Below are 24,924 nucleotides of genomic sequence, written 5' to 3'. Positions count from 1 at the left end.
AGGGATAATCCGTAAAAATTATAAGGTTGTTCTCATGGTTGTTATTCGTTTAGCGCGCGGTGGTGCAAAAAAACGTCCATTCTATCAAATCGTTGTAACTGATAGCCGCAATGCACGTGATGGTCGTTTCATCGAACGTATTGGTTTCTTTAACCCAACTGCACAAGGTCAAGCGGAAAAAGTTCGTTTAGATGCTGACCGTTTTGCACACTGGATTTCACAAGGTGCTCAACCTTCTGAGCGTGTTGCTTCTTTAGCTGCTCAAGCTAAAAAAGCTGCGACTACTGCATAAGTATTGTAGTAGATAGCCCATGACACCAACGCAGAGTGTACCCGAAGATCGTATTCAGATTGGACAGTTACGTTCAGCTTATGGACTGAATGGGTGGCTCTGGGTTTACTCCAATACTGAACCCATGAGTAATATATTTGACTACCTCCCTTGGTACATTGAGACCAAGGCAGGTTGGCAAACCATAGATGTAAAACGTTGGAAACCACATGGCAAAGGCTTAGTTGTTGCATTAAAAGGCGTGAATGATCGCACGGGTGCAGAAAATTTAGTCGCTGCCAATATCTGGATTGCCAAATCACAGCTTCCAAAAGCAGATGTGGATGAGTATTACTGGTCAGATTTAAAAGGCCTAATGGTATTGGGTCTTGGTGATGATGAACAGGAAGTCAACCTCGGTCAAATCTTTGAGCTTTTTGAAACAGGTGCCAATGATGTCATGGTGGTCAAGGCGACTGCTGACAGTATTGATGCCGAAGAGCGAATGATTCCGTGGCATAAAGATGTGGTACAGCGTGTTGATCTTGAAGCTGGTCGCATTTACGTCAATTGGGGCGTAGATTACTAACTCTTTAGAGGATGGTAGCGCAGCAGGAAAATTAAGGAGTCTGCGGTGTTTTTTGCAGTCATCACATTGTTTCCTGAAATGTTTGAAGCGATTACAGCGTACGGGATTAGCGGTCGAGCCGCAAAAAAACAGATTGTACAAGTCACTTGTATTAATCCGCGAGATTTTGCAGAGGGCAACTACAAACGGGTGGACGAGCGTCCTTTCGGTGGTGGTCCTGGTATGGTGATGATGGCAGAGCCTTTGGCAAAAGCAATTATCCATGCTAAACAACTTGCAACACAAGCAGGCTGTGTTCATGCCCCAGTGGTGTATATGTCACCGCAAGGCAAAACCCTAAATGAACAGGCAGTACAGCAATTCGTTGATTACGATGGTTTGATTGTATTGTGTGGGCGTTATGAAGGGGTCGATGAACGTTTAATCCAGCATTATGTTGATCAAGAATGGTCAATTGGGGATTACGTTTTATCGGGTGGTGAACTGCCAGCAATGGTATTGCTTGATAGTATTATTCGTCGATTGCCAAATGTCATGTCTGACGAGCAATCTGCGATCCAAGATTCTTTTGTGGATGGTTTATTAGACTGTCCGCAATATACAAAACCTGACCATTTTGAAGGTTTAGATGTGCCTGAGGTACTTAAATCAGGACATCATGCCAATATCGAAAAATGGCGTTTTTTGCAACGCTATCAGCGTACTTTGGACCGTCGACCAGAGTTGGTGGAAAAATTCGAGTTGAGCAAGCAGCAAAAAAAATGGCTACAAAATTCGCAGGATTAAACCTATATCGGTTGATCCTTGCACCAGACGAGAAGCTTCGCTTCGAGTTCTACTTAAACCTGGTTTAAGTTAAAAATAGGCTCTTTAAGACATTCTGTTTTAAAGGGAAAGTTAAACGGGAGATATGCGCCTTAGCCTCTATTCCCAGCGGTGTAAGAGACCTCTTCTCTCCCGCACATATTGGAGATTCCACAATGAGTGGTAAACATCCTTTAGTTCAAGCTGTTGAAAATGCACAGTTAAAAACTGATATCCCTGCTTTTGCTCCTGGTGACACTGTTATCGTTCAAGTAAAAGTAAAAGAGGGTGACCGTGAGCGTCTTCAAGCATTTGAAGGTGTTGTAATCGCGAAGAAAAATCGTGGTTTGAACTCTGCTTTCACAGTTCGTAAAATTTCTAGCGGTGTTGGTGTTGAGCGTGTTTTCCAAACTCACTCTCCAATCGTTGCTAAAATCGAAGTGAAACGTCGTGGTGACGTTCGTCGTGCTAAACTTTACTACCTACGCGAGTTGTCTGGTAAAGCTGCACGTATTCGTGAAAAGTTACCAGCGCGTAAACAAGGTTAATTTTAACTTTGTTGTAAAGCAAAAAAATGCGCCTTTGGCGCATTTTTTTATGTCTGCTCTATAGTCCCTGCAATTTCAGGCGGTTGGCATGTTGACGGTAAATATCCACTGGGTTAGGTGCGAAAATTGATTTCAAGCCCAGCACCTGATTGACTTCATCAGCATGGTTCCAAGGTAGGTTGTCCCGCACCGTCTTACCAAACTTGGCACTGCAACGGCTGACCATACCATCATTGTCACCCTTGATGTCAACAATCAGGCTCGTTCCTGCAAACAAGGGATCAAGTGGATCAAGGATGTTGGTCAGCGCCTGTGTGCCAGAGAATGAATACATATAAATGCCTTTATCCTGATAAGTGCCCTCACCACAGGCTGTGGTTGGTACACCCATTGGGAATCGAGTGTTAAATGCCGTTGAGCCCTCAACCGAGATGCTGCGTCCTGCCGCCATCGCGTTATGTGGATAGCTTTTAGCATCAAGTCCTTGTGCCCAAGTGATTGCACCAGAGAAAAAGTTGACAATAGCCCCGCCAGCAGTACCTAATCCCGTGCCATCTACTTTCGTGATCAGGCTGGCGACAGGCGAGCCTTTATGGGTGCCACTGACACTGGTGAGTGACGCCACTTTACTTGGCATGACGCCTGCAACATAGCGAATGGTTGGGCCGCCCTGACTGTGACCAATCAGGTTGACCTTTTGCTGTCCCGTAATGGCAAGGATTTCCTCAACCTGCTGTACTAGCTGTTCACCACGAATTTCATTTGAGTTAAAAGGTGAAAGTCGTGTCGCCCAGACATTTGCACCATTACGAGCAAGGTCAGGTAGGATTTGATGCCAATAATCAACGCCTAGTGGGTCACTTCCAACGCGTGAAAAACCTGCCACCCCATGTACAAAAACAATGGGATACTTGGTTTTGGCATAGCTGGAGAGCACAAAGCTTTCCTTGACCTGGGTGGCGTTGGAAGCGTAGCTGGCTGATGCACTGATTGCCATAATGGATACGGCAAGATAGCGAATAAGTTTTTGCATGATATTACTCTCAATTTTTGTTTTTCATATGGGGCTTCATGTTCTTGCGAACTGACATTGCATCCGTGCTAAATCGCATTATTTCAATGTCTTGTATTGGGTGTTGCTAGTTGCTAAAGGGTAAGGGGCCTCCTTGGTCATAGACCGTTTCAAATGTTTGTAGACGTTGCTGTTCCTGTGCGGACTGGAACTGTTGCTGTTTGAGCTGTTGAATGGCCTGATCTTTGGCCGATGCACTCATATTGCTGTCCACAATGGTCTTGCGCTCATCCAGATAGGACTGTACGCGTTGTTTCCAGTCTGAGCGTTGCTGGTCCAGTTGTTCCAGACGTTGGGTGGCAGCTTCGCCAACCAGGTTGACCCGCATATCCCGCAATTCCTGTGCTGAACCATTTCTGGCCTTGATCTGTTCAGTTAAGGAACGTAAATCTTCCAGTTTGGATAAATCCTTGAGGTTTTCCTGCCAATCCTGGGGAAGTTGGTCAAAGCGCTGTTGTAGCTGCTTGGCCTTGTTGACAGCATCCAGGTTTTTATTTTCTAAAATGCGCATACGGTCAAGCGTGTATTGCTGGTAAATGTCCTCTGTACCAAACAGGCCCTCAATTTCAACTTGAGAAAAGAAACGCTGCTTTAGGTCATGCATTGCATCGAAGATTGCCTGAAAATAGCCATAACTTTCCTGAGCAGGCTGATTCATCTGCAATTTGCTCAGTTGTTCCCGATAGCTCAAATAACGTGACCATAATTCCTGAATCTGCTGCTGCTCTGATGCCTGAAAACCTTGGGCAACATAGCGCTGGAAACTCTGGCGGATTTCATCAATATTTCGTTCGCCATATTGGGAAATGAAATATTCAAAGCAGTCTCGGGTCAGCTCATTCACGACTAATTTTTGCGATGCATTAAACTGTAGTTTGCAGTTGATTTCAGTATCCATTTGGCTTGTGCTGTTAAAAGCTGCGTCACGTGCCTGTGCTGGGCCTGAATTATCTGAATGGTCTGCTGAATTAAAGGTGTTGCTGGATTGACCAGTTGATTCGAGCTGTGGCTGCTGATCTTGAGGGTATAACCAGTACACAACACTCAGCATTGAAACTGAAATGATCAAGAAGCTACATAATAAGAATATTTTTTTTCTAATTTTATTCATTCAGCATAATCCATTTGCTTTAAATTTCAAAAACGAAAATAAATTTATCATATTTGTTGCTTTTTTAAGCACGTAATTTTTAAAAATCCGATGAATAGTTTTGATAAGATACCGCTTTATAGTTTGACTTTTCATTTATGAAAAAAAGTTCTTATCGCCATCTGAGTGGTGTTTTTTTATTAAATAAGCCCTTAGGTTTAAGTTCCAATTGCGCACTTCAAAAAGTCCGCCGTCTTTTTAATGCGCAAAAGGCAGGACATACAGGAGCCCTGGACCCGCTTGCAACAGGCCTGTTACCGATCTGTCTGGGTGAGGCGACCAAGTTTTCACATTATTTGCTGGATTCAACCAAGCGTTATCAAACCACGGTGAAGCTAGGGCAAACCACCACCACTGGAGATGTGGAAGGGGAAATATTGTTACAGCGTGAAGTTCCTGCTTTAACAGCTGAACGAATTGAAGCGGTGTTGCAGCAATTTCGTGGCGATATTCAGCAAGTTCCGCCGATGTATTCGGCGTTAAAGCGCGATGGAAGACCGTTGTATGAGTTAGCACGTCAGGGGATTGAAATTGAACGTGCAGCACGTCCAGTCACGATTTATGAATTAAGTCTGATCGATTTTACTGAAGACAGTTTGACTTTGGACGTGACCTGTTCCAAGGGAACCTATATCCGTGTTTTGGGAGAGGATATTGGGGAAGCTTTGGGCTGCGGTGGACATTTAACAAAATTACATCGTACTCAAACAGGGCATTTTGAGATTAATCCAGACTATAGCATTGAATATCTGGAAAGCCTGACTCTGGAACAGCGTGATGCATTATTACTACCTGTTTATGCACCTGTTGAGCATTTTCCCAAAGTACAGTTACCCGAGGGCCGTGAAAAGTATTTCTGCAACGGTCAGGAAAGCAATATTGAGCATGAGGCGGCGGCTGAGGTGCTGGTATTTGATGGCGAACGCTGTCTAGGGCTGGCGGAAATCACCGATAAAAAACGCCTTGTACCAAAACGCCTGTTGAACCTATAATAAAACATGCAGCATTTAGCAGTATAAGTTGAGGTGAAAGATAACATTCTTATACACAAAGATACGCAAATCGAAATTGTTTAAAAAATAGACACTTTCTAGTATGAAAGGCGAGTCAAGTCAAACAGTAGGATGTGATCTCAACGCATCTTGCTGTTCAGCTAGCCAACAATAAACAATAACAACAGAGGTGATGGATGAATATTTTTGAAGCACTAAGAGAAAGTCATGAGCGTCAACGTGATCTTTCCGAAAAATTAATCAAAACCAGTGGCATGAGTGAAGAAAGAAAACAATTATTTGAAGATCTTAAAAATGAACTCTATGCCCACTCAGTTGCAGAAGATCGTTTTCTTTATATTCCTTTAATGTTTGATGATGTTGGTCTGGATATCACACGTCATGCTTTAGCAGAGCATCATGAAATGGATGAATTGGTCGAGAAACTGGAAGAGACTGAAATGAGTAGTCCAAGTTGGTTGGGGATTGCCAAACAACTCAGTGAAACCGTGCATCATCATTTGCAAGAAGAAGAGCATAAATTTTTCCAACAAGCGGGTAAAATTCTAGCAGACAAAGAAAAAGAAACTTTGGGCAAGAAGTATCTGGCAGAATATCGGAAATATAAAAAGGCCGAAAAACCGAAATAAAAATGAGTGAGTATTTAGATTCAAGTCTATGGGGTGGGGCTTTTTCGACGAAACGTCACCCCGATAGACGCCACAATAATACACAACAATGCAACCCACTGGAGCAGACTGATTTGCTCATGTAATATCACCAAGCCTGCGAGCGCAGCCAAAGCAGGTGACAAACTCGACAGGGTGCCATAACTCAATTTGCTGAGTTGTTTCAGTGCCATCAAATCCAGCGCATAGGGAATGGCGGTTGCCAATAGGGCAATGACCAGTGCCTTGCCCCAGTATTGGGTATCCAGCAAAGCGGGTGCATTATTCCACAAACCAAAAGGCAGTAAAGTGAGGGCGGATAGGCCAATGGCAATGGTCAGCGCATGCATGCCAATATTTTGCTGAACCACACGGTGCCCGAAATAGATGTACAGGGCCCAAAAGAAACCAGCCCCGAGTGCGCATGCCGCGCCGAGATAGGAAAAGTTTTGGGCATTGGCATCATGCCACGGCACCATCAGGGCAATGCCTAAAATCGCAAAAGCCACCCAGATATAATCGCTACGCTGTTTAATTGAAAGCAGGGCCAGACCCAAGGGTCCAATAAATTCCAGCCCCACAGCAATTCCCTGTGGCAATTTTCCTAAAGAACTGTAGAACAGGATGTTCATACAACCTAAAGACGCACTGTAAAGTAACAAGTCTCGCCATTTGAGCTGTTTAAGTCTGGATAAAATCCTCCATGAACGGAACATGATCGTAACCAGAACCGTGGCGAAACAGAGCCTTAAAATCGTGACGGTCAATGGATCAAGGGTTGCAATCAACTGTTTGGCAAATGAGGCACTGATCTGGTAGGCCACCATGGATAAAACCATGTACAGCACGGCAAGCAATTGGAGATTTTTCATAGGGCCTCTTTTTGCTGACGGGCATGCTGGGTGGTCACGGTGCAGCCAATGGATGCAATGATAATGGTCATCAAGGCCAGCCATTGATTCCACAGTAATGTTTCACCCAGAAAAATAAATCCAGACAAAGCTGCCACAGCAGGCTCCAGACTCATTAGGGTTCCAAAGCTAAGAGGTGTTAAATTGCGCAGCGCGATCATCTCTAATGAAAATGGTAGGGCACTGGCTAAAATTGCCAGTCCAATAAAATAATATAAATTTGGCAGTTCAAACACATGCCCGACTGCACCAGAGAAAGCCGCGAAAGGCAGCAAGCATAACATGCCAATACTCATCCCCAAACAAACGGTATGATTGCCAGAAATGCCAGAGGGCTTTTGCCCTGCAATGATATAAAATGCCCAGCATGCACCTGCACAGACCGCAAACAATACACCGATTAGGTCGAGACCCTGCTGGGCCTGTTGTAAGGGAAATAGCAATATCAAGCCTAGAATGGCACAGCCCACCCAGATAAAATCATAGCGCTGTCGTGCATGAAATAGTGCAACACTTAAAGGGCTGATAAACTCAAAGGCAACCGCTAAGCCCAAAGGTAAACGCTCTAGCGATAAATAAAACAAGGCATTCATCCCCGCGAGGGCCATGCCGTAGCTGAGGATTGCTTTCCAGCGTATATTGCTGAAATTGATCTTCCAGATTTTAAAGATGACAGCCAAAATCATTGCGCCCATAAAAAAGCCACAGCTTAAACTGTGGCCTTTCCTGAATTGTCCTGATTAGAACAATACACGTACGCGGATCGTACCTTCAACTTGGCTTAAGGTATCAAGTGCTTCCTGAGAAGCAGATGCATCTACATCCATCACGAGGTAACCAATGTCACCTTTGGTCATTAAAGACTGACCTGAGATGTTGATGCCTTGTTCAGCAAACAGGGTGTTGATTTTGGACAATACACCTGGAATATTTTTGTGAATGTGCAGTAAACGATGTTGGCCTTCAGTCAATGGCAATGCGATTTCTGGGAAGTTCACCGCAGATAGCGTCATACCCTTATCTGAGTAAGCCACAAATTTCTCAGCAACTTCCAGACCGATGTTCGCCTGTGCTTCCATGGTCGAACCACCTACGTGAGGGGTTAAAATCACATTGTCTAAGCCACGAAGTGGTGAAACAAATTCTTCGCCGTTTGCTTTAGGCTCTTTCGGGAACACGTCAACCGCCGCACCCGCAATGTGGCCTGATTTAATCGCATCAGCCAAATCTTCGATGATGACACAGGTGCCACGTGCCGCATTGATGAAGATCGAACCCTCTTTCATCTGTGCAAACTGTTCTTTCTTGAAGAAGTTACGTGTAGATGGCACATCTGGAACGTGTAGGGAAACCACATCAGCAGTTGCCAAAAGCTCATCTAAAGAACCCACTTGGCGTGCATTACCCAACGGTAACTTGGTCACGGCATCAAAATAGATGACTTTCATACCCAGACTTTCTGCCAATACAGAAAGTTGTGAACCAATTGAACCGTAACCAACGATACCTAAAGTCTTACCGCGTGTTTCAAACGAACCGACCGCAGACTTGTTCCAGCCACCTGCATGTGTATCTTTTGATTTTTCAGGTACACGGCGCAGTAATAAAATGGCTTCAGCAAGAACCAGTTCCGCTACTGAACGCGTGTTTGAATACGGTGCGTTGAACACAGGAATACCACGCGACATTGCCGCTTTTAAGTCAACCTGATTGGTCCCAATACAGAAACAACCCACCGCAATCAATTTATTTGCTGCTTCAAAGATTTCTTCAGTCAATTGAGTACGCGAACGAATACCAATAAAGTGAGCGTCCTTGACCGCTTCTTTCAAAGCTTCGCCTTCAAGTGCAGTTTTGTGGTAGTCGATGTTGGTATAACCCGCTGCATTTAAGGTATCGATGGCATTTTGATGCACACCTTCCAATAAAAGAAAACGGATTTTGTCTTTAGGTAGAGAAAGATGTTGGCTCATTACGGCTCCGCTACAAAGGCCAAAATTTAGGTGCCGTATCATAGCATAGAGCGTGCAGTTATAGATATTTGCTTTAAAATTACCACAGCAGAATTGCTGATAATTTTTCAGCTTTACAGGAATTTTATGGCTGATACACATTTTGTTGTGATGGTATCGTGATCCTGAGCTTTATCCCTTGCCTGCTTCAATGTAAAATGCAGTAATTGATGGTCAAACCTCAACAAGACAGGGGTTGTGCCGTCCTGTGGCGTTTCTATATTCTGGATGTTGCTGTAATCTTGTGAATGTTTTTAAAAACATGAGGTTGCTACCCAGAAATCCGATATTTATTTCTTGCTAGGCCCGTAAACGATGAATGCTTCAGTTGATTTAACACCTGAGTTATTGACCCAAATAACGGCAATTGTGGGTGAAAACCGTATTAAAACCGATGCCGATAGTCTGCAAAACTGGGGGCGGGACCATACTAAACATTTTGACCCGAACCCATCAGTCATCGTTTTTCCATCAAGCACGGAGCAGGTTCAGGCGATTGTGAAACTTGCCAACCAGTTCAATGTTGCAATTACGCCATCAGGTGGTCGTACAGGACTTTCAGCAGGTGCGGTGGCAACCAATGGCGAGATCGTGATCAGCTTTGACAAGATGAATCAAATCTTGGAATTTTTGCCAGCAGATCGTATGGTTCGCGTTCAAGCGGGTGTTGTGACTGAACAATTGCAAAACTATGCCGAACAACAAGGCATGTATTACCCAGTTGATTTTGCATCTACAGGTTCTAGTCAAATTGGTGGAAATATCGGAACTAATGCAGGCGGTATTAAAGTCATCAAATACGGTATGACACGTAACTGGGTGCTTGGCTTAACGGTTGTGACGGGTAAAGGCGATATTTTACGTTTAAACAAAGGCATGATTAAAAATGCGACGGGTTATGCGTTGCAGCATTTATTTATCGGTGGTGAAGGCACATTAGGTTTGGTGACTGAGGCTGAGATTAAACTTGAGCGTAAGCCACAAAACTTACAAGTCATGGTATTGGGTACGCCTGACTTTGAAGCGGTAATGCCTGTATTACATGCTTTCCAAAAAGAAATCGACTTAACTGCATTCGAGTTTTTTGGTGAAGTGGCAATGCAAAAAGTCTTGGATCGTGGTCATGTACAGCGTCCATTTGAAACAACTTGCCCATTCTATGTATTACTCGAATTTGAAGCGCCATATGAACCGATTATGGACAAAGCAATGCAGATTTTTGAGCATTGTATGGAACAAGGTTGGGTGATTGATGGTGTAATGAGCCAAAGCTTAGAACAAGCACAGAGCCTATGGCGTTTACGTGAAGATATTTCGGAATCGATTGCGCCGTATATTCCTTATAAGAATGATATTTCAGTGTTGACTACGCATGTCCCTGCCTTTATCAAAGAGATTGATGCGATCGTTGCGGATAATTATCCAGACTTTGAAATCTGCTGGTTTGGTCATATTGGTGACGGTAACCTGCACTTAAATATTTTAAAACCTGAAAATCTGACCAAAGATGAATTCTTTGCCAAGTGTCAGGTGGTGAATAAATATGTATTTGAGACCGTGAAAAAATATGATGGTTCTATTTCTGCCGAACATGGTGTCGGAATGACCAAGAAACCATATTTAGAATATTCACGTTCACCTGAAGAAATTGAATATATGAAAGCATTGAAATTGGCATTTGACCCGAATGGGATTATGAATCCTGGGAAATTATTTGATCTCTAATGCTTGATTAGATAAAAGAATTTCTGCTAAAAGCGTATCGAAAGATGCGCTTTTTTGTTATACCTAGAACTTAATAAGTAACCGAACTTTAATATTACAACGACTTTTAATGAAAATATCTCATATAGTCAAATCATTATAGAACTAATACAACTCAATCGATGAATTATTTCGATTTTTTTTCGAATCCTGTATGGATAATAAAGTAGTTTGACTATATTTTCTATTTTAAATATTCTTGCTATTAAGAATAGCCATGCTTTAACTGAAAGTCAGGAAAAAGTACAAGCTCATTATTATCAGTAGAGGGGTAATACCCCCATTTTTAATTGAATTAATGGGTAGAAAATCTAAAGCCCTTGTTATTGTTTAAAAATAGGTGGACAACCATTTACTGACATATGAGGTCGTTCATGATTATAAAAGTACTGCCAGTTAGTTGTATAGTCCTGCACCTCGCTCAGATCTCGAAATAAATATTGATTTAGACATTCATAACGTACTTTACGATTAAATCGCTCAACATATGCATTTTGCTGTGGATGGCCTGGTTGGGTAAATACATGCTCAATACCATGCTGATCACACCACTTTTCCACCAGCCTGGCATTTGGTAAATCACCACATCCGCCCATAAATATTTTTTAATTTCGGCCTGAATGTCATATTCGCTGTCGGTACGGGTGACCTGTACGGTATGGCCCAGCGTTGTTAAATGGCTTTCAGAAAACTGGGTGAGGGTGTCATTCAATTCGCCATTGGAATGTTCAAATTGTTTGGCACCGTTAATAATTAGAATATTGCTCATGGGATACTCAAAAATAGATTGCTAAAACTTGAATGCATTTTAGGGAATCTATTCATGAGTGAAAATGCGTAAATTAGCAAAATACTATTGATCAAAAATCAATAATTAGCTGCTGTGCTTTCTTGCCTTATACACTTTACGAATCATCCAAATGGCAAATATGACCAGATAAAATGCCCAGAATTGAATCAGCCAGAGTAGGGTTTCTTTAAAATAAGCTAAACCGACTTTGAATGATTCTGCAATTCGTGTCATTAATGGATCACTGTCCAATGTAGCGATGCGATGGATATTTAAATCATGGCGTTTACGGACTTTCGGCTGTTGATAGAACTCAAGCCGAATGGTGCTATAAGCCAGGCGGTCTTTGACTTCCAAATCGGTCAATTGTTGCAGTTGGTTGTTGACCGCACTGGATGGGCTGTTACTTTGGTTTGCGGTATTGAGCTTTTCTTCGAGTCGCTTTAATTCATAGCGTTTTGCTTCATAGCTTTGGCTGTTAAAGTTCAGCATAAGCGGCAGAAGATTATTCAGAAAAGTTGTGACTTGGTCATTGGGGAGGCGTACGGTGAGCTGTACGGTTGGCGTGATCTTTTCATAAATGTCGACACTGCCATCAATACGGTTACGCTGGGAACTGTCACTGACCTGATAATTGACCTGTTTTTCTTCGATGTAGCCATTGTATTGCAATAACTGTTGTTCCAGGGTTGATGTGGTTTTTAACACATCTTGCACTTCAAATTGCAGTTGAGCACTTTTGACCAGTTGACGGCTTTGCTCTAGGGCGCTTTGCTGGGTACTGACCAGTTGTTCTGGGTTTTTGGTGGCGTTGGTGTGAATTGCTTTGCTATCTAAGGCTGCGCTTTCTGTGGCAACCGCGGCATCGCTTGCCGCACTTTCTTCTTTTTTGGAGCAGCCAGCCAAAGTGCTGCCCACGAGTAAAATAATCGTTAAATTTCTGACTAAATCTGCCATATCATGACGCCCAATCTATTGTGATATTGATGTTATAAAATCAGTCTTTTTAATACTTTATGTCATTATCAATTATCTGATCATGACAACAAATCTTTTGCAAGCCATAACATTTTATTGCTTGGCAAATAAGTTTTGCATAGTAGCATAAATGAATCGGGCAAATTGGAATGATACAAAATGCATAAAATCTGGTTGATGCTGGGATGCAGCCTGTTGCTGGCAGCATGTAACCCACCTATTGCACAGTCGCAGCAACAGGCGGCGGTGCAAAAAAGTACCGCAATGCATGTGGTTTTATTAGATCAGCCAAACCTGTTTCATGATGAAACCAACTTGAAAATAGACCAGCAGTTTAACAGTGCAGAGAATCCAACCGATGCACAGGTGACGGTTGAACAGGTCCAGCAGGATGATTCAGTGATTGCGGTACGAACTCAATACCAGTTGAAACGTGATCAGGAGGTCTGGAAGATCGTGAACAAGAAACAAAGTTATCAATGTGCCAGGGGAGACAATGCCGATAAATTCCAGTTTGCGCTTTGTCCATGATTGATCTGTGAGCTGTGGTGTAGCCTAAAAGATAGACAAAACTGTGGATAACTTTTCGGTTATTCACATATCTAAACAATCATTGGGATTGTACAAATTGCGGCCATTTTGAAAAAATGCTAAAGTTGCGTTTGGCAATTTGGCCAAAAGGTAAAAAAATTTACCAGCCTCAAGTAAATAAATCATTTTTCTTATATACGCCCAGTGAATACGCTGTTTTCACATTTATCACATGCTTTCTCACAGCATGACATCAAAATTTAAATTTCAACCATAAAGTCTTGTGGTGATGATTCCATTTCCGTTTATGGGAAATGGAACGAACCCGAGTTGGTTATTTTTGTGAATAGAACATGACAACAAATCATCAGAACATGACGTTAAACCGTATAATCGCGGGCAACATTATCCTGATCAAGGTCATTGACCGCTTTCCCTTGGGTAAAACCATCTTGATGGGTTTGCTAATTATGCTGCTAGGAACACTGTTTCTGGTGGTTGATTGGCATCTGGTTTACCCAGCCACGGGCGGTACTGAAACAGATTATGCTGGAACGTCAAGCTGAGGGGATTCATTAATAAAAAGCTGGGAGATGATCCCAGCCATTAAACTCCTGTTTAAAATATCAACACAACTGTGGATATCTTTTAGAATACCCACAGTATTTAAATATCCTTACTTAATCACACCACAGGCAACCCGATCTCCGCCACCACCCAAAGGCTTAGGTGAATCTGAATAGTTATCGCCACCTGCGTGAATCATGATTGCCCGCCCCTGAATATCGGCAAGTTTCAGGCGTGGCGCAAGCACAGGCGTTGTTGCAAAACCCTTGTCATTCACGGTTAGGGCAGGTAGGTCACCTAGATGTCCATCCAGTGGTGTACCGTGATGGGCAACTTTCTCTGGATTGAGATGTCCACCCGCAGCGAGGGCGGCTCCCATTTTACCGTCTTTCTTAACAGCTTCGCATGAGGCATTTTCATGGATATGGAAACCATGCTCACCTGGGGAAAGCTTTCCAAGTGCAGGGGTGATGAGCAGGCCTTTCGGTGTTTGCTGGAAAGACACGGTGCCAATGGAGGCACCCACACCATTGGCATCCACTTGATGAACCGTGATCAGCTGTTTTTGGTCTGATGATGTAGGCTGTGTCTGGATTTTATCTGCGTTGTTATCCAGATTAACCGATGAACAGGCGGCGATACTTAGGCCGAGGCAACCCAGGAGGGAAAACTTTTGAATTATTGAAGTCATTGCGAGGCATCCTTAATTGATTATCTTTATCAATTAAATTCAAGCAAAGTTTGGGGGAACTCGCAAGCTTCTTTAATTATTTGATAACAAAAAGGTTAAATCAACTTACTTGGTTTCAGATGGAGTCTCAAGTGTGGCAACGGGTTCTTCCACATTCTCATGCAGCCATTCACGCCAAATCGCCAACAGGATTGCCAGAATGACTGGACCGATAAACAGGCCAACCAGACCAAAGCTTGCGATTCCACCCAGTACACCGAACATGATCAACAGGAATGGAATCTGGGTTGCGCCTGAAATCACCAGTGGGCGAATCACGTTGTCAGAACTGCTGACGATCAGCAAACCCCATACAATCACACCAATCGCTTCAACAGTCTGTCCCTGCGCAAATAGCCACAGTCCCACACCCAGATATGAAACAGGGGTGCCAAATGGAATCAGGGCTAAAATAAAGGTGACCATCGTCAGCAGCATTGGGTTCGGTATACCCGCAACAAAATAACTGAGACCTGCCAAAAGGGCCTGTGCAACCGCAGTAAGGCCTACGCCATATACCACTGCACGGGTTGTTTCTGAAATGGTGTCAAGATAGTGGTGTACGCGTGGGCCAATCACCATTTCCATGGCACGGCTGACCTGTGCCAGAATCATCTGCCCATCCCGATAGAAGAAGAATAGGGTCATGATGGCAAACGTCAATTTGACCAGGTTGCGGCTAATCTCACTGAGAACAAAACGCCCATAACTCAAATGACCCTGAATCCATTCCGCAATATTCTTGGTAATGCTGTTTGGGTCATTACTCAGTTCGTTCACGGTACGGCTAATATCCTTGCCCACCACAGGCAAGTTTTTAATGAAGTCAGGAATCTGGATATGTCCTGAAAACAGTTGTCTCTGTAAATTAAAATAGAGGTTACGCCCTTCCAGTTGCAGCATGAAGATGGCGCAAATAAACGGAACCCCAATCACCAGAATGACCAGACTGATCATGATGGTGGCATTGAGGGTGGGGCGATTTTCCCCAAAGAAACGGCGCTGTACCCATAAATACACAGGCCAGGTCATGTAGGCAATAATTGCTGCCCAAAGTACAGGCACAATAAAATATTTGAGAATACTGAATCCCAAATAGATTAAGACAAAGAACAGTCCAAACAATAAAACACGTTGTAATGTGGGAGCGTATTGTTGCACAAGCGTCCGTCTCTAAAGATAAAAGTTGGATAAAATCATATTAACTGAAAAATGGGTCCAGTAAAATTTTCATTCGGTAATTTCACGTTTAAATATCTGGATGAAATGAGGAGGATAAAGTTGATGGTATGTTTCAGCCAGACGATTATTTTCAATGGAGTGGTCCATGATCGGCAATATGTATATCTCTGCATTTACCAAAGTTTTAAGGCTGCAATACAGCAACTTACCATAGCAACATTTACTATCGATTTTAATACAGGAGTTGGTAAAGACTTACAAAGCGTATTGTTATATTGAATTCATCATACATGCATAAAGTGAATTTAAGGAGCAGTTCGATGACACATTCAAATAATCAGGACAATACCTCTCCAAAAACAGGTCAGGACCATCATTCACAACAGAATAGCAGCAATGGTACACAAGCCGAAAGTGCAGTGGCTGCTCTTTTGAACGGTGATAAGCTCAGTTATCAGCAAGTGGAAGGTCTGACGGACAGTGATCAATTACAGCAGGCTATAGAAAAGCAAGATATTTCTAAAAATCCTGAAAATGCAGTACAGCAGCAAGGTGCGGAACGTGAACAGGCAATCGAGTCAAATGATGGCAGTCACGGTAACGAAAACATCCGTAAAGCTATGGAAAACCTGGATCGTGATGAAATGAGGCATAACCTGAAAGATAAGGGTGATGACACAGATCAACCTAGTCCAAATCCCGCACCTTTTATTGAACCTAAATAAAGATAGGTTTTAGTCGGTGCAGTTGCATAAATGGTTTATACCTTGTTCCATCCTGGCGTGATGGAACAAGGTGGTTTAAAACCATTGACTTGGATCATCCACCAACTGATTTAAAACAGGCTGCCACTGACTCTGGATAGTGACAAAGTTCTTCTGTGGCTTATCAAAAATACTGAGTCCCTGCATCGCCAATGTTCCATAGGCACTCCGTTCGGAAATCCATGCCACAGGCTGCTGCTCAATCTTGCTGAAGAACTCCTGAATATCCTTGGAGCTGGCGCTGTTTGGCTTGACCCGATTGGCAATCAGCAGAATCTGAACTTTGCCCTTACGAATCCGTTTAATGTCTTGTAAATGCTTAAGGAAGCGACGAGTACTGTCAATGTCGAAAAACGACGGCTGTAATGGCGTGACAATCGCATGTGCTTCACTAACCAGTTGTTCCGCATGTTCCCCTGAAAGGGCACCAGGCGCATCAATAATCAGGTAGTCCAGATTCTTGGGTGCCTCACCAATCGATTTCTCATGTCGCCAGTCCAGACTCTGAATTTCGGTCGCCGTTTTAGGACGCTGCTTGAGCCATTGTAAGGCGGATTTCTGGTTATCCGCATCGGCTAGCGCAACTTTATAGCCTTTTTGTGATAATGCGGCAGCAAGGGTAATCGCCGTCATGGTCTTGCCACAACCGCCTTTCTGATTTGCAATTAATATGGTTTTCATGAAATTTGCGTTTTAACGAGCCTCTTATATTCCATTCTACCTTAGCATCTTTTTCAGCGTGGTAGGTTACAATTTAGGCTCAGAACAGAGGGAAATTTTATGTCGGTTTGGTTGGCAATGCTGATAGGCGGATGTATTGGTGTGGTGATCACCACCATTATATTATCCAGCACACGCAATGGACGTATTCAGGCGGAATATGAACAATATATTGCTGAACTTGAATTGGCACATAAACAGGCACTGGTTGACGCGCAGAAGCGCAGTGTCAACACCAGCCGCGCGGTATTAAAGGGTAAAATGGCCGAGCAGTTTGCCCCCATTTTGCCTGAGTTCCAGTATCTTCCCAGTGATGCCAAGTTTCTGGGTGACCCCGTGGATTATGTGGTGTTTGATGGCTATACCGACTTCCGTGATGGCGATGGTGATGCCGAAGACATTGAAGTGATCCTGCTGGATATTAAAAGTGGCAGTGCCCGCCTGAGCAAGGGACAGCAGGCCATTGCCCAAGCGATACGTGAGGGACGGGTGCGCTTTGAAACCCTGCGTATTGATTTTAATGATTAATCCGTAATCTCAAAATTGAGTTTTTGTACCCGTGCCATCAGCATCTTTTGTGCAATGCTTGGAATGCCCTCGGCATCAAAATATTGCTTTTCAATAAACTTGAATTTTGCTTGTTGCAGGCTGCGTTCAATGTCCCGATTCAGGTGGCAGCCATCGCCAATACATTTCTGAATTGGGGTCAGCAAGGTCTGTAAAGACTGCATCTTGACCGAGTTGGGATGCTTGACGTGCTCAACCAGATGCAAAGTTCCTGTTGGTTTCAGCACCCGATAAATTTCTGCCAGTGCCTGATCCAGTCGGGCAATACTGCATAGTGTCCATGTGCAAACGATATGATCCAGAGACTGGTCGGCAAAAGGTAGTTTCTCTGCATGGGACTGCACATGCCTGACATGGAAGGGTGCATGTTGAACCCGTTCAATCGCCAGATGGTAAATGTCTGGATTCGGTTCAAGCGCGTACAGTACATCGACATTGCCATAAAATGGAATGTTTAAACCTGTTCCAAAACCAATCTCAAGCACTTCGCCCTCAATCGGCAGCAGCAGTTCACGGCGTTTATCCATCAGGCTGGCGGTTTGCATGACCTGATTGAGCAGGTGCGGGAAAACCCGACGTTGATAAAATTGATAAATCATAGAGTTCCATTCATTGATTTAAAAAAAGGGAGTGGAGTCGTCACAAAAATATGACAGAGTGCGTTTGACTGTTACCAAAAAAAGCACTTTCTTGCATGCTCTAAGCATACTATGAACAGAAGTGATTTTCTAAGTTTTAAGCGTTATTTTTGAGGATGCTCAGCATGAACAAAAGCCTATGGATCAGTTTATGCATGGTGGCTGCAATTGGACAGGCACATGCATCTACCCGTGGTGCGGAATATAATATTGCCAATGGTTTATCGCCTATTTTAAAAGACCAGTCCATCTCTGTGTTGCAGCCTTTTTATGGTAATTTTCGTATCCTCGGTTCAAAGCTTTATCAGGATGATGAACAGGCAAAATTCTCGCCAATTGACTATGCGGTGAGTTGGGGTTTGTTTGCCAAGCCCGAGATCGCACGTAAAATCTCAGTAAATCAATATGACCGCTATTTGAATTGGAAAATAGATAAGCTACCTGTTCCTGCAAATCAAGCCATGCAGATGGTGTCGAATATGCATATTATTCCCGCCACTCCCAAGATTGCCCAGCAGATTAAACAGGTAAAGCGCGGTGATTTGGTGCAGCTCAAAGGTGAGCTGGTTGAGGTGCGGGACAAGGAGCTGGTGTGGAAGTCGTCATTGACCCCCACAGATACAGGGGATGGCGCCTGCGAACTATTCCGCGTGAACTCTATCCAGTGGATTGAGAAGCAGAAGATTTAAATTGGATCTTTCTTAAGATGTAGAGGGGCTAAATGCTCCTCTACATCTTTATAGTTTTTATTCGGTTTGCATTTTTGAGTCAGCAGTTTGAGTGCTTTTCCAGTGATGCAACTGACTTTGTGCATGCAGGTACTGGTTTAACTGATCCACCTGTTTGCCTGTGTCGGGTGTGGCTGAACCAGATAAAGTGCTTTGTTCCAGAGCTTTGGCCTGATTCTGCCAGTAATCCGACAACAAACCCTGAATATAGCGACCTTGCTCGGTTTTTAATTCCAGCTCTTTTAGCATCGTCAATGCAGAGTGGATATTATCTTTCTGGCGCTGCTGTTCAAATTCTGGTGTCAGCGTATTGGCCTCTTTCATTTTCGCCAACTCGATTTCCATACTGTCACTCATTGCGGTAAAACGCTGGTCATAATCTTCCAGAATGGCAATGTCATGTCCATCATCAGGCGTGGCAGGGAATTGCTTGATGGGTGTCTGGTTCAGTTCGCCAATTGAATTGTTGACTGAACTGCCTTGCTTTTCATTATTTGGGGCAGGTGGTTGGTCCTTGTTACAGGCACTGAGCAGTAGGGCGGTGCTGAGTACACAGCTTATTGCAAATATTGTTTTGATGTTTGGCATGGTCAACTCGATCTATAATGAATTTGATGTTTTCTGAAAATGATACGCAAAAGTAGTGTAAGGAAAATCTATCTGATCTTGTGTGCTTAGGCCTGTAAAATCAAATACAATTTGTTCAAACCTTGTTTTAAGTCTTTGTTGATGCTGTGCTGACATTGCCGCAATAAAACTGGTGGACAGCAGGCGTTTGCTGACCACTTGTTCGACTGTTCCCCGATGCAGCAACTGAAATGTATCTAACCCAATAAACCTAAATAATTCCTGATTTTCAAACACCTGTTTCCATTTTTCACTATGGTAACGTGGGGTGTCCGCCTCAAATGGGGCAATTTCATCCGCCAATGCCCTGACCCAATCTACCTGAATATCGCGTTGATTCCAGACCAGTCCTAGATGTCCTGATGGTTTTAATACACGATGCATTTCAGTCAGTGTTTCAATGTTTGAGAACCAATGGAAAGACTGGGCACAAACCATGGCATCAACCGATTCATTTTGCAAAGGCAGTTGGTCACTGAAAGCCTGTACACATTCAACTGTTGGATGGGCCTGTTGAAGCTGTTGAAGCATTTCTGCCACGGGCTCCACCGCGATCACTTTTGCCTGAGTTTGAATGAGGTAAGGTAAGAATTTGCCAGTCCCAGAACCGAGGTCAATAACAGTGGAACTTTCACCTATCTGGAGGCGATCTTGTAGCCAAATCGCTATTTCTTGCGGGTAACTGGGACGGACCTGCTGATACAGTTCAGCACCTGAACCGAAGCCTTTTGCCGCAGATGGATGTAGGGATTGTGTCATTTTTTGCGCTTTTTAATCTGTCTTATCTCTATAAAATAAGATACTCCGCAATAATGAATTGGCAAAGTCCTCATTTGATGCGTTTTTGATACCCGCCTAGGATCAACTTTTTAGTGTGAGCATGGATAAGCAAATAGTATTTGAAGATGAACATATTCGCGTTATTTTTTTAACAGGTTCAAGTGACACTTTGGTGATTTCTTTTGGTGATCTGATTAGCCGTGCCAAAGGCATGTCGATTAATGCTGAAAAATCATTATTCAAATATCAATACAATGTGATTGGCATTATGCCAAAACAGAAATCTTGGTTTCCTAAAAGCAGCATGCTTGAGATGCAGCGACAGATTCAGCCGATTTTAGAACAGTTTGAGCAGATTGTTGGTTACGGTGGATCAATGGGGGGCTATGCCGCGATTAAATATTCTAATTTATTGAATATGCATAAAATCGTTGCTTTTGTACCACAATATTCGATAGACCCTGATGTGGTTCATGATCGTCGTTATGCCGAATTTTTTGATGCCGCATTGCATCAGGATATGCAGATTCAGACGGATGAAGTGGATTCATCTCGTGAATACATCATTGTCTATGATCCATACTATGCAGAAGATAAAGAACATTTCTTAAAAATACAGCCCTTATTACCACATATGCATGTGATTCACTTGCCTTTTACAGGGCATGAAGCACTCTCGGTTTTGGCAAGTTCGCAATTACTCAATGATTTTGTTGAGCAGCCTTTTGACATCACCTATTTCTATAAACGGGTGAGGGAAGTCAAAAAGCAAAGCAAGTTCTACTATCGCTATGTATTAGATGCATTATTGACCAAACATCATCAGGCTTTATTGCGAATCTTGCAAAATAACGATTTTGAATTAGATGAGCGTTATTTTGATGTTGTTCTTAAGCAAAAATTGGTTCAACAGTTATTTAATCTACAACAGGGTACTGAGCAAAATTTACGGAAGTTAGGTATTCATCCGCATTTTATCCAACAGATGGACAGCTCAGTGCCAACCATTCGCACGATTCAAAATACATTGTTGGTTTTTAATTTAGTCAGTTTAAAGCTAGAGGCTTATAATGCTGAAGCAATTCAGGCGAATCAACAATATCTATTGCCATTGAAAGCCAGTGCGAATGCCGTTGTTGAACTTGAGTTAAATGCAGAATCTTATGTTTTGACGATGAATGATCGTGGGATTCATAAGTTAGTGAAAGTCGGTGAAGCTTTGGCTTTGGATCAGTCTTTATTGATTTTTAAACGTTATCCTGAATTTTATCAACTCAGTTATAAAAACTTAACCTTGAGTTGTGATGATCATGGGCAGGGACATTTTATTGAAAATCATGTGGATGAGCAAACTCACCTACATCTTGCTGAATCGTAAGTAAAAAAGCCCTCTACAATCGCAGAGAGCTTTTTAGATTGAATTGAAAAGACTAGTTTGCACCCACTTTGGCATTGGTACCGACATTGGCATTCACGCCCAAGACTTTCACGCCAACATTTGCACCTGCCTGAGCCTGTTTCTTATCTGCATTCAAGCCTGTTTGTGCTTGAATGGATGAGTTTCCAACATTAACCCCTGCTTGGGTATTCAGGCCAATCGATTTTTGCTCAGCCTGATGTTGCTGATGACGTTTTTTTGCTTCCGCTCTTTTTTCAGCAGCAAACTCCTTACCATCAGCAGCTTTCTCTACCGCATAATCCTTACCATTTTTAACCACTTTCGCGGTTTTATCCACCACCTGTGAACCCACATTACTTGCTGTAGCCACCGTTTTGTGGGTTGCTTGCACACCTGTGTTTACAGCGGCATGACCGACATGATGAGCTGCGTGACCTACGCCTTGGGCGGTATTTTTGACTGCACCTGCAACGCCGCTAATCAAGCCACCAGACTGTACATTGACCTGAGCTGAGCCATTGGCATTTACCCCGACGTTTTGTGCAAAAATAGAGGCAGAAGCGAGAATACTTGTTGTCAAGATAGCTGTTTTGATCATTTTCTTCATTGCGATTTCCTTAAGCGATGTACCGTTTGGGGTACTTCATCAACGCAACTGCATCATAGCCAGTAAAAAAGCCGAAATGTATGGATTTCAGCAAAACTTTACAACCAGATTACAGCTTAAAAACACTCTGGAGAGAAATTGTGGAGATGCCAAACTTAGCCACACTGTTCTAAAGCAGTTTGGTTAAAGTGGCTTTTTAACTTCTCAAAGTTCTGTTTTACCTCAGGTTTCTGAATATCAAACACTGTGGTTTTTCGCGTTTTCTGATCTAATACAGGTTTTTCAGTGGTTGCATTGAATAAACGATTCGGCACATATTGAAAGGTTTCAGAAAAAGCCCGATTCAACTGATTGCCTTTAAATTCCCATGATTCCGTGCTCTGACCACCATCAAAATAACCTGTAAACTGGATCATGCAATGATCCTTATATTTATTTAAGGATGCGGCATTGGTCTTGGTATCGGGTAGGGCATCAATGTTCTGAACCTGTTGCAGTTGTTGCAAAGGTGGCTTGGTTTGGGTGGATAATGTAGAACATGCAGTGAAACCAATACTACTGATGAAAGAAAGCAAAATGGTTTTAAAAGGCGTAATAGTCATTGTTTCATTCATTCCTGTAAATCGTGTTAAATCGTATTAATTTGATGAGGGTTGGCTGAGTTCAGCACGTTCAATGGGCACATTGCCATCATTTGTACCCACTACAGCATCTTTGGTGTCTTGCCATTTTTTAGCAGTATATTGTTTGGCTTTTTCAGTCTGTTCCTGAACAATGACGGATTGTTCAGCAGTGTATTCCTTGGTACTTTTCCACTTTTCGCTCATTTTCTGAGAGGTGTTTTCAGATGCACCCTGAATTGAGTCGCCAAGATTTTGTAGGCCTTTGCCTGTTTTATACAGCAATACACGACCGAGGCTAGGGTTATCACCATAAGGGAGTGTTTTTTCAGCCGTTGCAGTGTTTGTATTTGCTGTAGTTATATTTGTTTCGGCTGCCCAGAGAGAAGACGATGCGATCAGTGCAGTCACTAAACACAGTGAAGGTACTTTTTTCATCATCTTTTATCCTTTTGGCAATAATGTTGCAATTCAAGTTTTATAGCTTATCGCCAAGTTCAAGAAAAGAATGTAGGTGATGTGAAATTGATACATGGAAAATTCAGGTCACTACAGAAAACTCTATATTGGATTAAATTATTTAACCTTAGATATATTAGTAGTTTTTTGGACTTCTACTTTTTTTGTATCTGGTGCGAACAGGAAAGATATTGAACCTATCACAATTAAGCATGCTATGAGCCCTACAGCAAATTTTAACCGAAAAATTTTCAAATCGCGGATGTAAATTAGCTTAAGGTGTTCAAATGCAAGCTCTTTTGTAAATGGGAAATTTGGGTCATCTAATTCATTGGAATAATTAGTAACTGTCTGTTGAGTGCGAATATCAGTACGAAAGAAACCATTAATCAAATTAAATTTGAAAGTTCCACCCCCATAATATGTACCTTTCTGAGCATAGCCATCATTTATATGTTTACAGGGATTATCTATTGCTGAAAGAGCTGCTAATAAGATTAAAACAGCAATGAGCCAAATTGCAAAGATAAGCCAAGCTAATCCTTGTTGCCACCATAGACCATTAGAGTTTAAAAACTCATAAATTGTTCTAATTTGAGGGAAAGGAACAATACATCCTGCAAGTAATGCTCCAATTTTGAAATCTATAGCGCGAATATTCTGTTGTGTATCTTGAATAGCAGATTGCAAAAATGTGGATTTATCCATTTTGTTGTACCCATGCGCTCATTGTTTCATCAACAGTATCACCTTCATAGCATGCATATGTAGAATTCCAACTTAACCAATAAATTTCCTTTTTCGTTTTATCAGTTAGATTGTCATAAAAGGTTTTACTGTAAAGAGTTCTTTGGGAGTTCCATCTATTTGCTTTTGAACATAGATCCGCTGTTTCACCAACAAGTTTTCCGATCCATGTTACTTCATTTATTCCACTACCACTGTATCCAGCTTTAATCATAAGTACGTCTGCAACATGACAAGCGATACCTACTGTTATTTCAGAATATTTTTTCTTTCTTAATTTAACATTCAGAGTATCAATGATAGATGCAGCTTGAGCTGCTGTACTGAAAATACTATCAATATCACTTTTATCAGGGCTATTAAAAATGCCCCAAACACAGTCGCCTTCGATATAAATTTCTCTTAATCTTGTATTACTATTAAGAACAGCAACTAATTCAGAAATATAACTTCTATATATTTTAGCAGTAACAGGACGAGTATGTTTTTTTGAAAACTCTTTAGAGCCTCTCATATCAATAAATATAGCAGAGCAAAAAATGTAATACCCATTTGTGAAAGTTAAATTATCACGATTAGGAATTTCTTTTTTATCTTCATAGTTATTATCAGATGAATTTAAAATTTCATCTATTCGGTTACGACTTTTTTCAAAATCATAAGCTTTATAATTTGCGTGCATCTATTTTTTACCAATAAACAAACCCCA

28 protein-coding genes and 4 pseudogenes are annotated in these 24,924 nt (G+C 42.3%); 13 read left to right on the top strand and 19 right to left on the bottom strand.

All coding sequences use genetic code 11. The features are described from left to right. Nucleotides 1-34 precede the first annotated feature (34 nt). The 4 genes from rpsP to rplS all read left to right on the top strand — a co-directional run bounded on the left by rpsP (nt 35) and on the right by rplS (nt 2,212). Complete coding sequence (gene rpsP / locus F972_RS12720) at nt 35-292, top strand: 30S ribosomal protein S16 (RefSeq protein ID WP_004678724.1); 258 nt, start codon at nt 35-37, stop codon at nt 290-292. A 19-nt stretch (nt 293-311) separates the two neighbouring features. Further along, nucleotides 312-860: a ribosome maturation factor RimM gene (gene rimM, locus F972_RS12715; RefSeq protein WP_004757024.1), complete on the top strand. Its 549-nt coding sequence runs from the start codon at nt 312-314 to the stop codon at nt 858-860. Nucleotides 861-905: 45 nt separating this feature from the next. Next, on the top strand, nt 906-1,646 hold the full coding sequence (trmD, locus tag F972_RS12710) for a tRNA (guanosine(37)-N1)-methyltransferase TrmD (protein ID WP_004678720.1): 741 nt from the start codon (nt 906-908) through the stop codon (nt 1,644-1,646). Between the two features lie 194 nt (nt 1,647-1,840). After that, entirely contained in the window at nt 1,841-2,212 is a 372-nt protein-coding gene (rplS, locus tag F972_RS12705) for a 50S ribosomal protein L19 (protein ID WP_004660214.1), read from the top strand. 58 nt (nt 2,213-2,270) lie between these two features. On the opposite strand, the gene F972_RS12700 is transcribed toward rplS, so the two are convergent. Next, nucleotides 2,271-3,245, bottom strand: coding sequence for a lipase family alpha/beta hydrolase (locus tag F972_RS12700; protein ID WP_004683372.1), 975 nt, complete (start codon nt 3,243-3,245; stop codon nt 2,271-2,273). A gap of 106 nt (nt 3,246-3,351) precedes the next feature. After that, entirely contained in the window at nt 3,352-4,395 is a 1,044-nt protein-coding gene (locus F972_RS12695) for a lipase secretion chaperone (protein ID WP_004769898.1), read from the bottom strand. A gap of 137 nt (nt 4,396-4,532) precedes the next feature. On the opposite strand from F972_RS12695, the gene truB reads away from it, so the two are divergent. Further along, the gene (gene truB, locus F972_RS12690) at nt 4,533-5,426 is read left to right on the top strand and encodes a tRNA pseudouridine(55) synthase TruB (protein WP_004757032.1); all 894 of its coding nucleotides are present in this window, start codon (nt 4,533-4,535) and stop codon (nt 5,424-5,426) included. A gap of 197 nt (nt 5,427-5,623) precedes the next feature. After that, a complete protein-coding gene (locus F972_RS12685) occupies nt 5,624-6,076 on the top strand; it encodes a hemerythrin domain-containing protein (protein ID WP_004683367.1) in 453 nt (150 codons plus the stop codon). Between the two features lie 26 nt (nt 6,077-6,102). Here F972_RS12685 and F972_RS12680 read toward each other — a convergent pair whose 3' ends face one another. From F972_RS12680 to serA, 3 genes and pseudogenes are all read right to left on the bottom strand, one after another. Next, nucleotides 6,103-6,966: an EamA family transporter gene (locus F972_RS12680; RefSeq protein ID WP_004683366.1), complete on the bottom strand. Its 864-nt coding sequence runs from the start codon at nt 6,964-6,966 to the stop codon at nt 6,103-6,105. Then, nucleotides 6,963-7,700 (bottom strand): annotated as a pseudogene (locus tag F972_RS12675) (EamA family transporter); the annotation flags it as partial. The gene F972_RS12680 and the pseudogene F972_RS12675, both read right to left, overlap by 4 nt. A 45-nt stretch (nt 7,701-7,745) precedes the next feature. Further along, nucleotides 7,746-8,978, bottom strand: a complete 1,233-nt coding sequence (gene serA / locus F972_RS12670) for a phosphoglycerate dehydrogenase (RefSeq protein ID WP_004683364.1) — start codon at nt 8,976-8,978, stop codon at nt 7,746-7,748. A 354-nt stretch (nt 8,979-9,332) separates the two neighbouring features. Here serA and F972_RS12665 point away from each other — a divergent pair, with 354 nt between their 5' ends. Further along, entirely contained in the window at nt 9,333-10,742 is a 1,410-nt protein-coding gene (locus F972_RS12665; protein WP_004769896.1) for an FAD-binding oxidoreductase, read from the top strand. 362 nt (nt 10,743-11,104) lie between these two features. Here the strand turns inward: F972_RS12665 and F972_RS15540 are convergent. From F972_RS15540 to F972_RS12655, 3 genes and pseudogenes are all read right to left on the bottom strand, one after another. Beyond that, nucleotides 11,105-11,350 (bottom strand): annotated as a pseudogene (locus F972_RS15540) (integrase core domain-containing protein); the annotation flags it as partial. Continuing rightward, a pseudogene (locus tag F972_RS12660) lies at nt 11,338-11,550 on the bottom strand (NAD(P)H-dependent oxidoreductase); the annotation flags it as partial. The pseudogenes F972_RS12660 and F972_RS15540, both read right to left, overlap by 13 nt. A 105-nt stretch (nt 11,551-11,655) precedes the next feature. Continuing rightward, the gene (locus F972_RS12655) at nt 11,656-12,528 is read right to left on the bottom strand and encodes a DUF4349 domain-containing protein (protein ID WP_004769895.1); all 873 of its coding nucleotides are present in this window, start codon (nt 12,526-12,528) and stop codon (nt 11,656-11,658) included. Nucleotides 12,529-12,708: 180 nt separating this feature from the next. On the opposite strand from F972_RS12655, the gene F972_RS12650 reads away from it, so the two are divergent. Beyond that, the gene (locus F972_RS12650) at nt 12,709-13,080 is read left to right on the top strand and encodes a hypothetical protein (RefSeq protein ID WP_004683358.1); all 372 of its coding nucleotides are present in this window, start codon (nt 12,709-12,711) and stop codon (nt 13,078-13,080) included. A gap of 389 nt (nt 13,081-13,469) precedes the next feature. Continuing rightward, a pseudogene (locus F972_RS16590) lies at nt 13,470-13,580 on the top strand (multidrug transporter); the annotation flags it as partial. A gap of 176 nt (nt 13,581-13,756) precedes the next feature. Here the strand turns inward: F972_RS16590 and sodC are convergent. Together sodC and F972_RS12635 are read right to left on the bottom strand one after the other, a co-directional pair. Beyond that, the gene (sodC, locus tag F972_RS12640; RefSeq protein WP_004683354.1) at nt 13,757-14,338 is read right to left on the bottom strand and encodes a superoxide dismutase family protein; all 582 of its coding nucleotides are present in this window, start codon (nt 14,336-14,338) and stop codon (nt 13,757-13,759) included. 105 nt (nt 14,339-14,443) lie between these two features. Beyond that, nucleotides 14,444-15,538 (bottom strand): AI-2E family transporter, encoded by a 1,095-nt coding sequence (locus F972_RS12635; RefSeq protein WP_004683352.1) that lies wholly within the window; start codon nt 15,536-15,538, stop codon nt 14,444-14,446. Between the two features lie 341 nt (nt 15,539-15,879). Between F972_RS12635 and F972_RS12625 the strand changes: the two genes are divergently transcribed. Further along, nucleotides 15,880-16,284, top strand: a complete 405-nt coding sequence (locus F972_RS12625) for a hypothetical protein (RefSeq protein WP_004757041.1) — start codon at nt 15,880-15,882, stop codon at nt 16,282-16,284. Between the two features lie 75 nt (nt 16,285-16,359). Here F972_RS12625 and F972_RS12620 read toward each other — a convergent pair whose 3' ends face one another. Beyond that, the gene (locus F972_RS12620) at nt 16,360-17,004 is read right to left on the bottom strand and encodes a ParA family protein (protein ID WP_004757042.1); all 645 of its coding nucleotides are present in this window, start codon (nt 17,002-17,004) and stop codon (nt 16,360-16,362) included. 99 nt (nt 17,005-17,103) lie between these two features. On the opposite strand from F972_RS12620, the gene F972_RS12615 reads away from it, so the two are divergent. Next, nucleotides 17,104-17,571 (top strand): Holliday junction resolvase-like protein, encoded by a 468-nt coding sequence (locus tag F972_RS12615; protein ID WP_004678687.1) that lies wholly within the window; start codon nt 17,104-17,106, stop codon nt 17,569-17,571. On the opposite strand, the gene F972_RS12610 is transcribed toward F972_RS12615, so the two are convergent. Continuing rightward, a complete protein-coding gene (locus F972_RS12610) occupies nt 17,568-18,209 on the bottom strand; it encodes a class I SAM-dependent methyltransferase (protein ID WP_004683347.1) in 642 nt (213 codons plus the stop codon). The genes F972_RS12615 and F972_RS12610 overlap by 4 nt on opposite strands. A 194-nt stretch (nt 18,210-18,403) precedes the next feature. On the opposite strand from F972_RS12610, the gene F972_RS12605 reads away from it, so the two are divergent. Beyond that, on the top strand, nt 18,404-18,937 hold the full coding sequence (locus F972_RS12605) for a hypothetical protein (RefSeq protein WP_378251352.1): 534 nt from the start codon (nt 18,404-18,406) through the stop codon (nt 18,935-18,937). 57 nt (nt 18,938-18,994) lie between these two features. On the opposite strand, the gene F972_RS12600 is transcribed toward F972_RS12605, so the two are convergent. Next, complete coding sequence (locus F972_RS12600) at nt 18,995-19,564, bottom strand: hypothetical protein (RefSeq protein WP_004683343.1); 570 nt, start codon at nt 19,562-19,564, stop codon at nt 18,995-18,997. A 12-nt stretch (nt 19,565-19,576) separates the two neighbouring features. Then, nucleotides 19,577-20,362 (bottom strand): class I SAM-dependent methyltransferase, encoded by a 786-nt coding sequence (locus tag F972_RS12595; protein ID WP_004769893.1) that lies wholly within the window; start codon nt 20,360-20,362, stop codon nt 19,577-19,579. A 121-nt stretch (nt 20,363-20,483) separates the two neighbouring features. On the opposite strand from F972_RS12595, the gene F972_RS12590 reads away from it, so the two are divergent. Then, nucleotides 20,484-21,761 carry a hypothetical protein gene (locus tag F972_RS12590; RefSeq protein WP_004683339.1) on the top strand — a complete coding sequence of 426 codons (1,278 nt, stop codon included), beginning with the start codon at nt 20,484-20,486 and terminating at the stop codon, nt 21,759-21,761. A 52-nt stretch (nt 21,762-21,813) separates the two neighbouring features. On the opposite strand, the gene F972_RS12585 is transcribed toward F972_RS12590, so the two are convergent. The 5 genes from F972_RS12585 to F972_RS12565 all read right to left on the bottom strand — a co-directional run bounded on the left by F972_RS12585 (nt 21,814) and on the right by F972_RS12565 (nt 24,897). Beyond that, nucleotides 21,814-22,389, bottom strand: a complete 576-nt coding sequence (locus tag F972_RS12585) for a hypothetical protein (protein ID WP_004683338.1) — start codon at nt 22,387-22,389, stop codon at nt 21,814-21,816. 155 nt (nt 22,390-22,544) lie between these two features. Beyond that, nucleotides 22,545-22,991, bottom strand: coding sequence for a hypothetical protein (locus tag F972_RS12580; RefSeq protein ID WP_004683337.1), 447 nt, complete (start codon nt 22,989-22,991; stop codon nt 22,545-22,547). A gap of 36 nt (nt 22,992-23,027) precedes the next feature. After that, a complete protein-coding gene (locus tag F972_RS12575; protein ID WP_004683335.1) occupies nt 23,028-23,447 on the bottom strand; it encodes a hypothetical protein in 420 nt (139 codons plus the stop codon). 138 nt (nt 23,448-23,585) lie between these two features. Beyond that, on the bottom strand, nt 23,586-24,176 hold the full coding sequence (locus F972_RS12570; protein ID WP_004757048.1) for a hypothetical protein: 591 nt from the start codon (nt 24,174-24,176) through the stop codon (nt 23,586-23,588). Beyond that, nucleotides 24,169-24,897, bottom strand: coding sequence for a hypothetical protein (locus F972_RS12565; RefSeq protein ID WP_004757050.1), 729 nt, complete (start codon nt 24,895-24,897; stop codon nt 24,169-24,171). Before F972_RS12565 ends, F972_RS12570 begins: the two co-directional genes overlap by 8 nt. Nucleotides 24,898-24,924: the final 27 nt, after the last annotated feature.

The sequence above is a fragment of the Acinetobacter sp. CIP 102529 genome, assembly GCF_000368325.1.
In the GTDB taxonomy this organism is placed as follows: Bacteria; Pseudomonadota; Gammaproteobacteria; order Pseudomonadales; family Moraxellaceae; genus Acinetobacter; species Acinetobacter parvus.
This window is presented reverse-complemented; position numbering and strand designations above follow the sequence as displayed.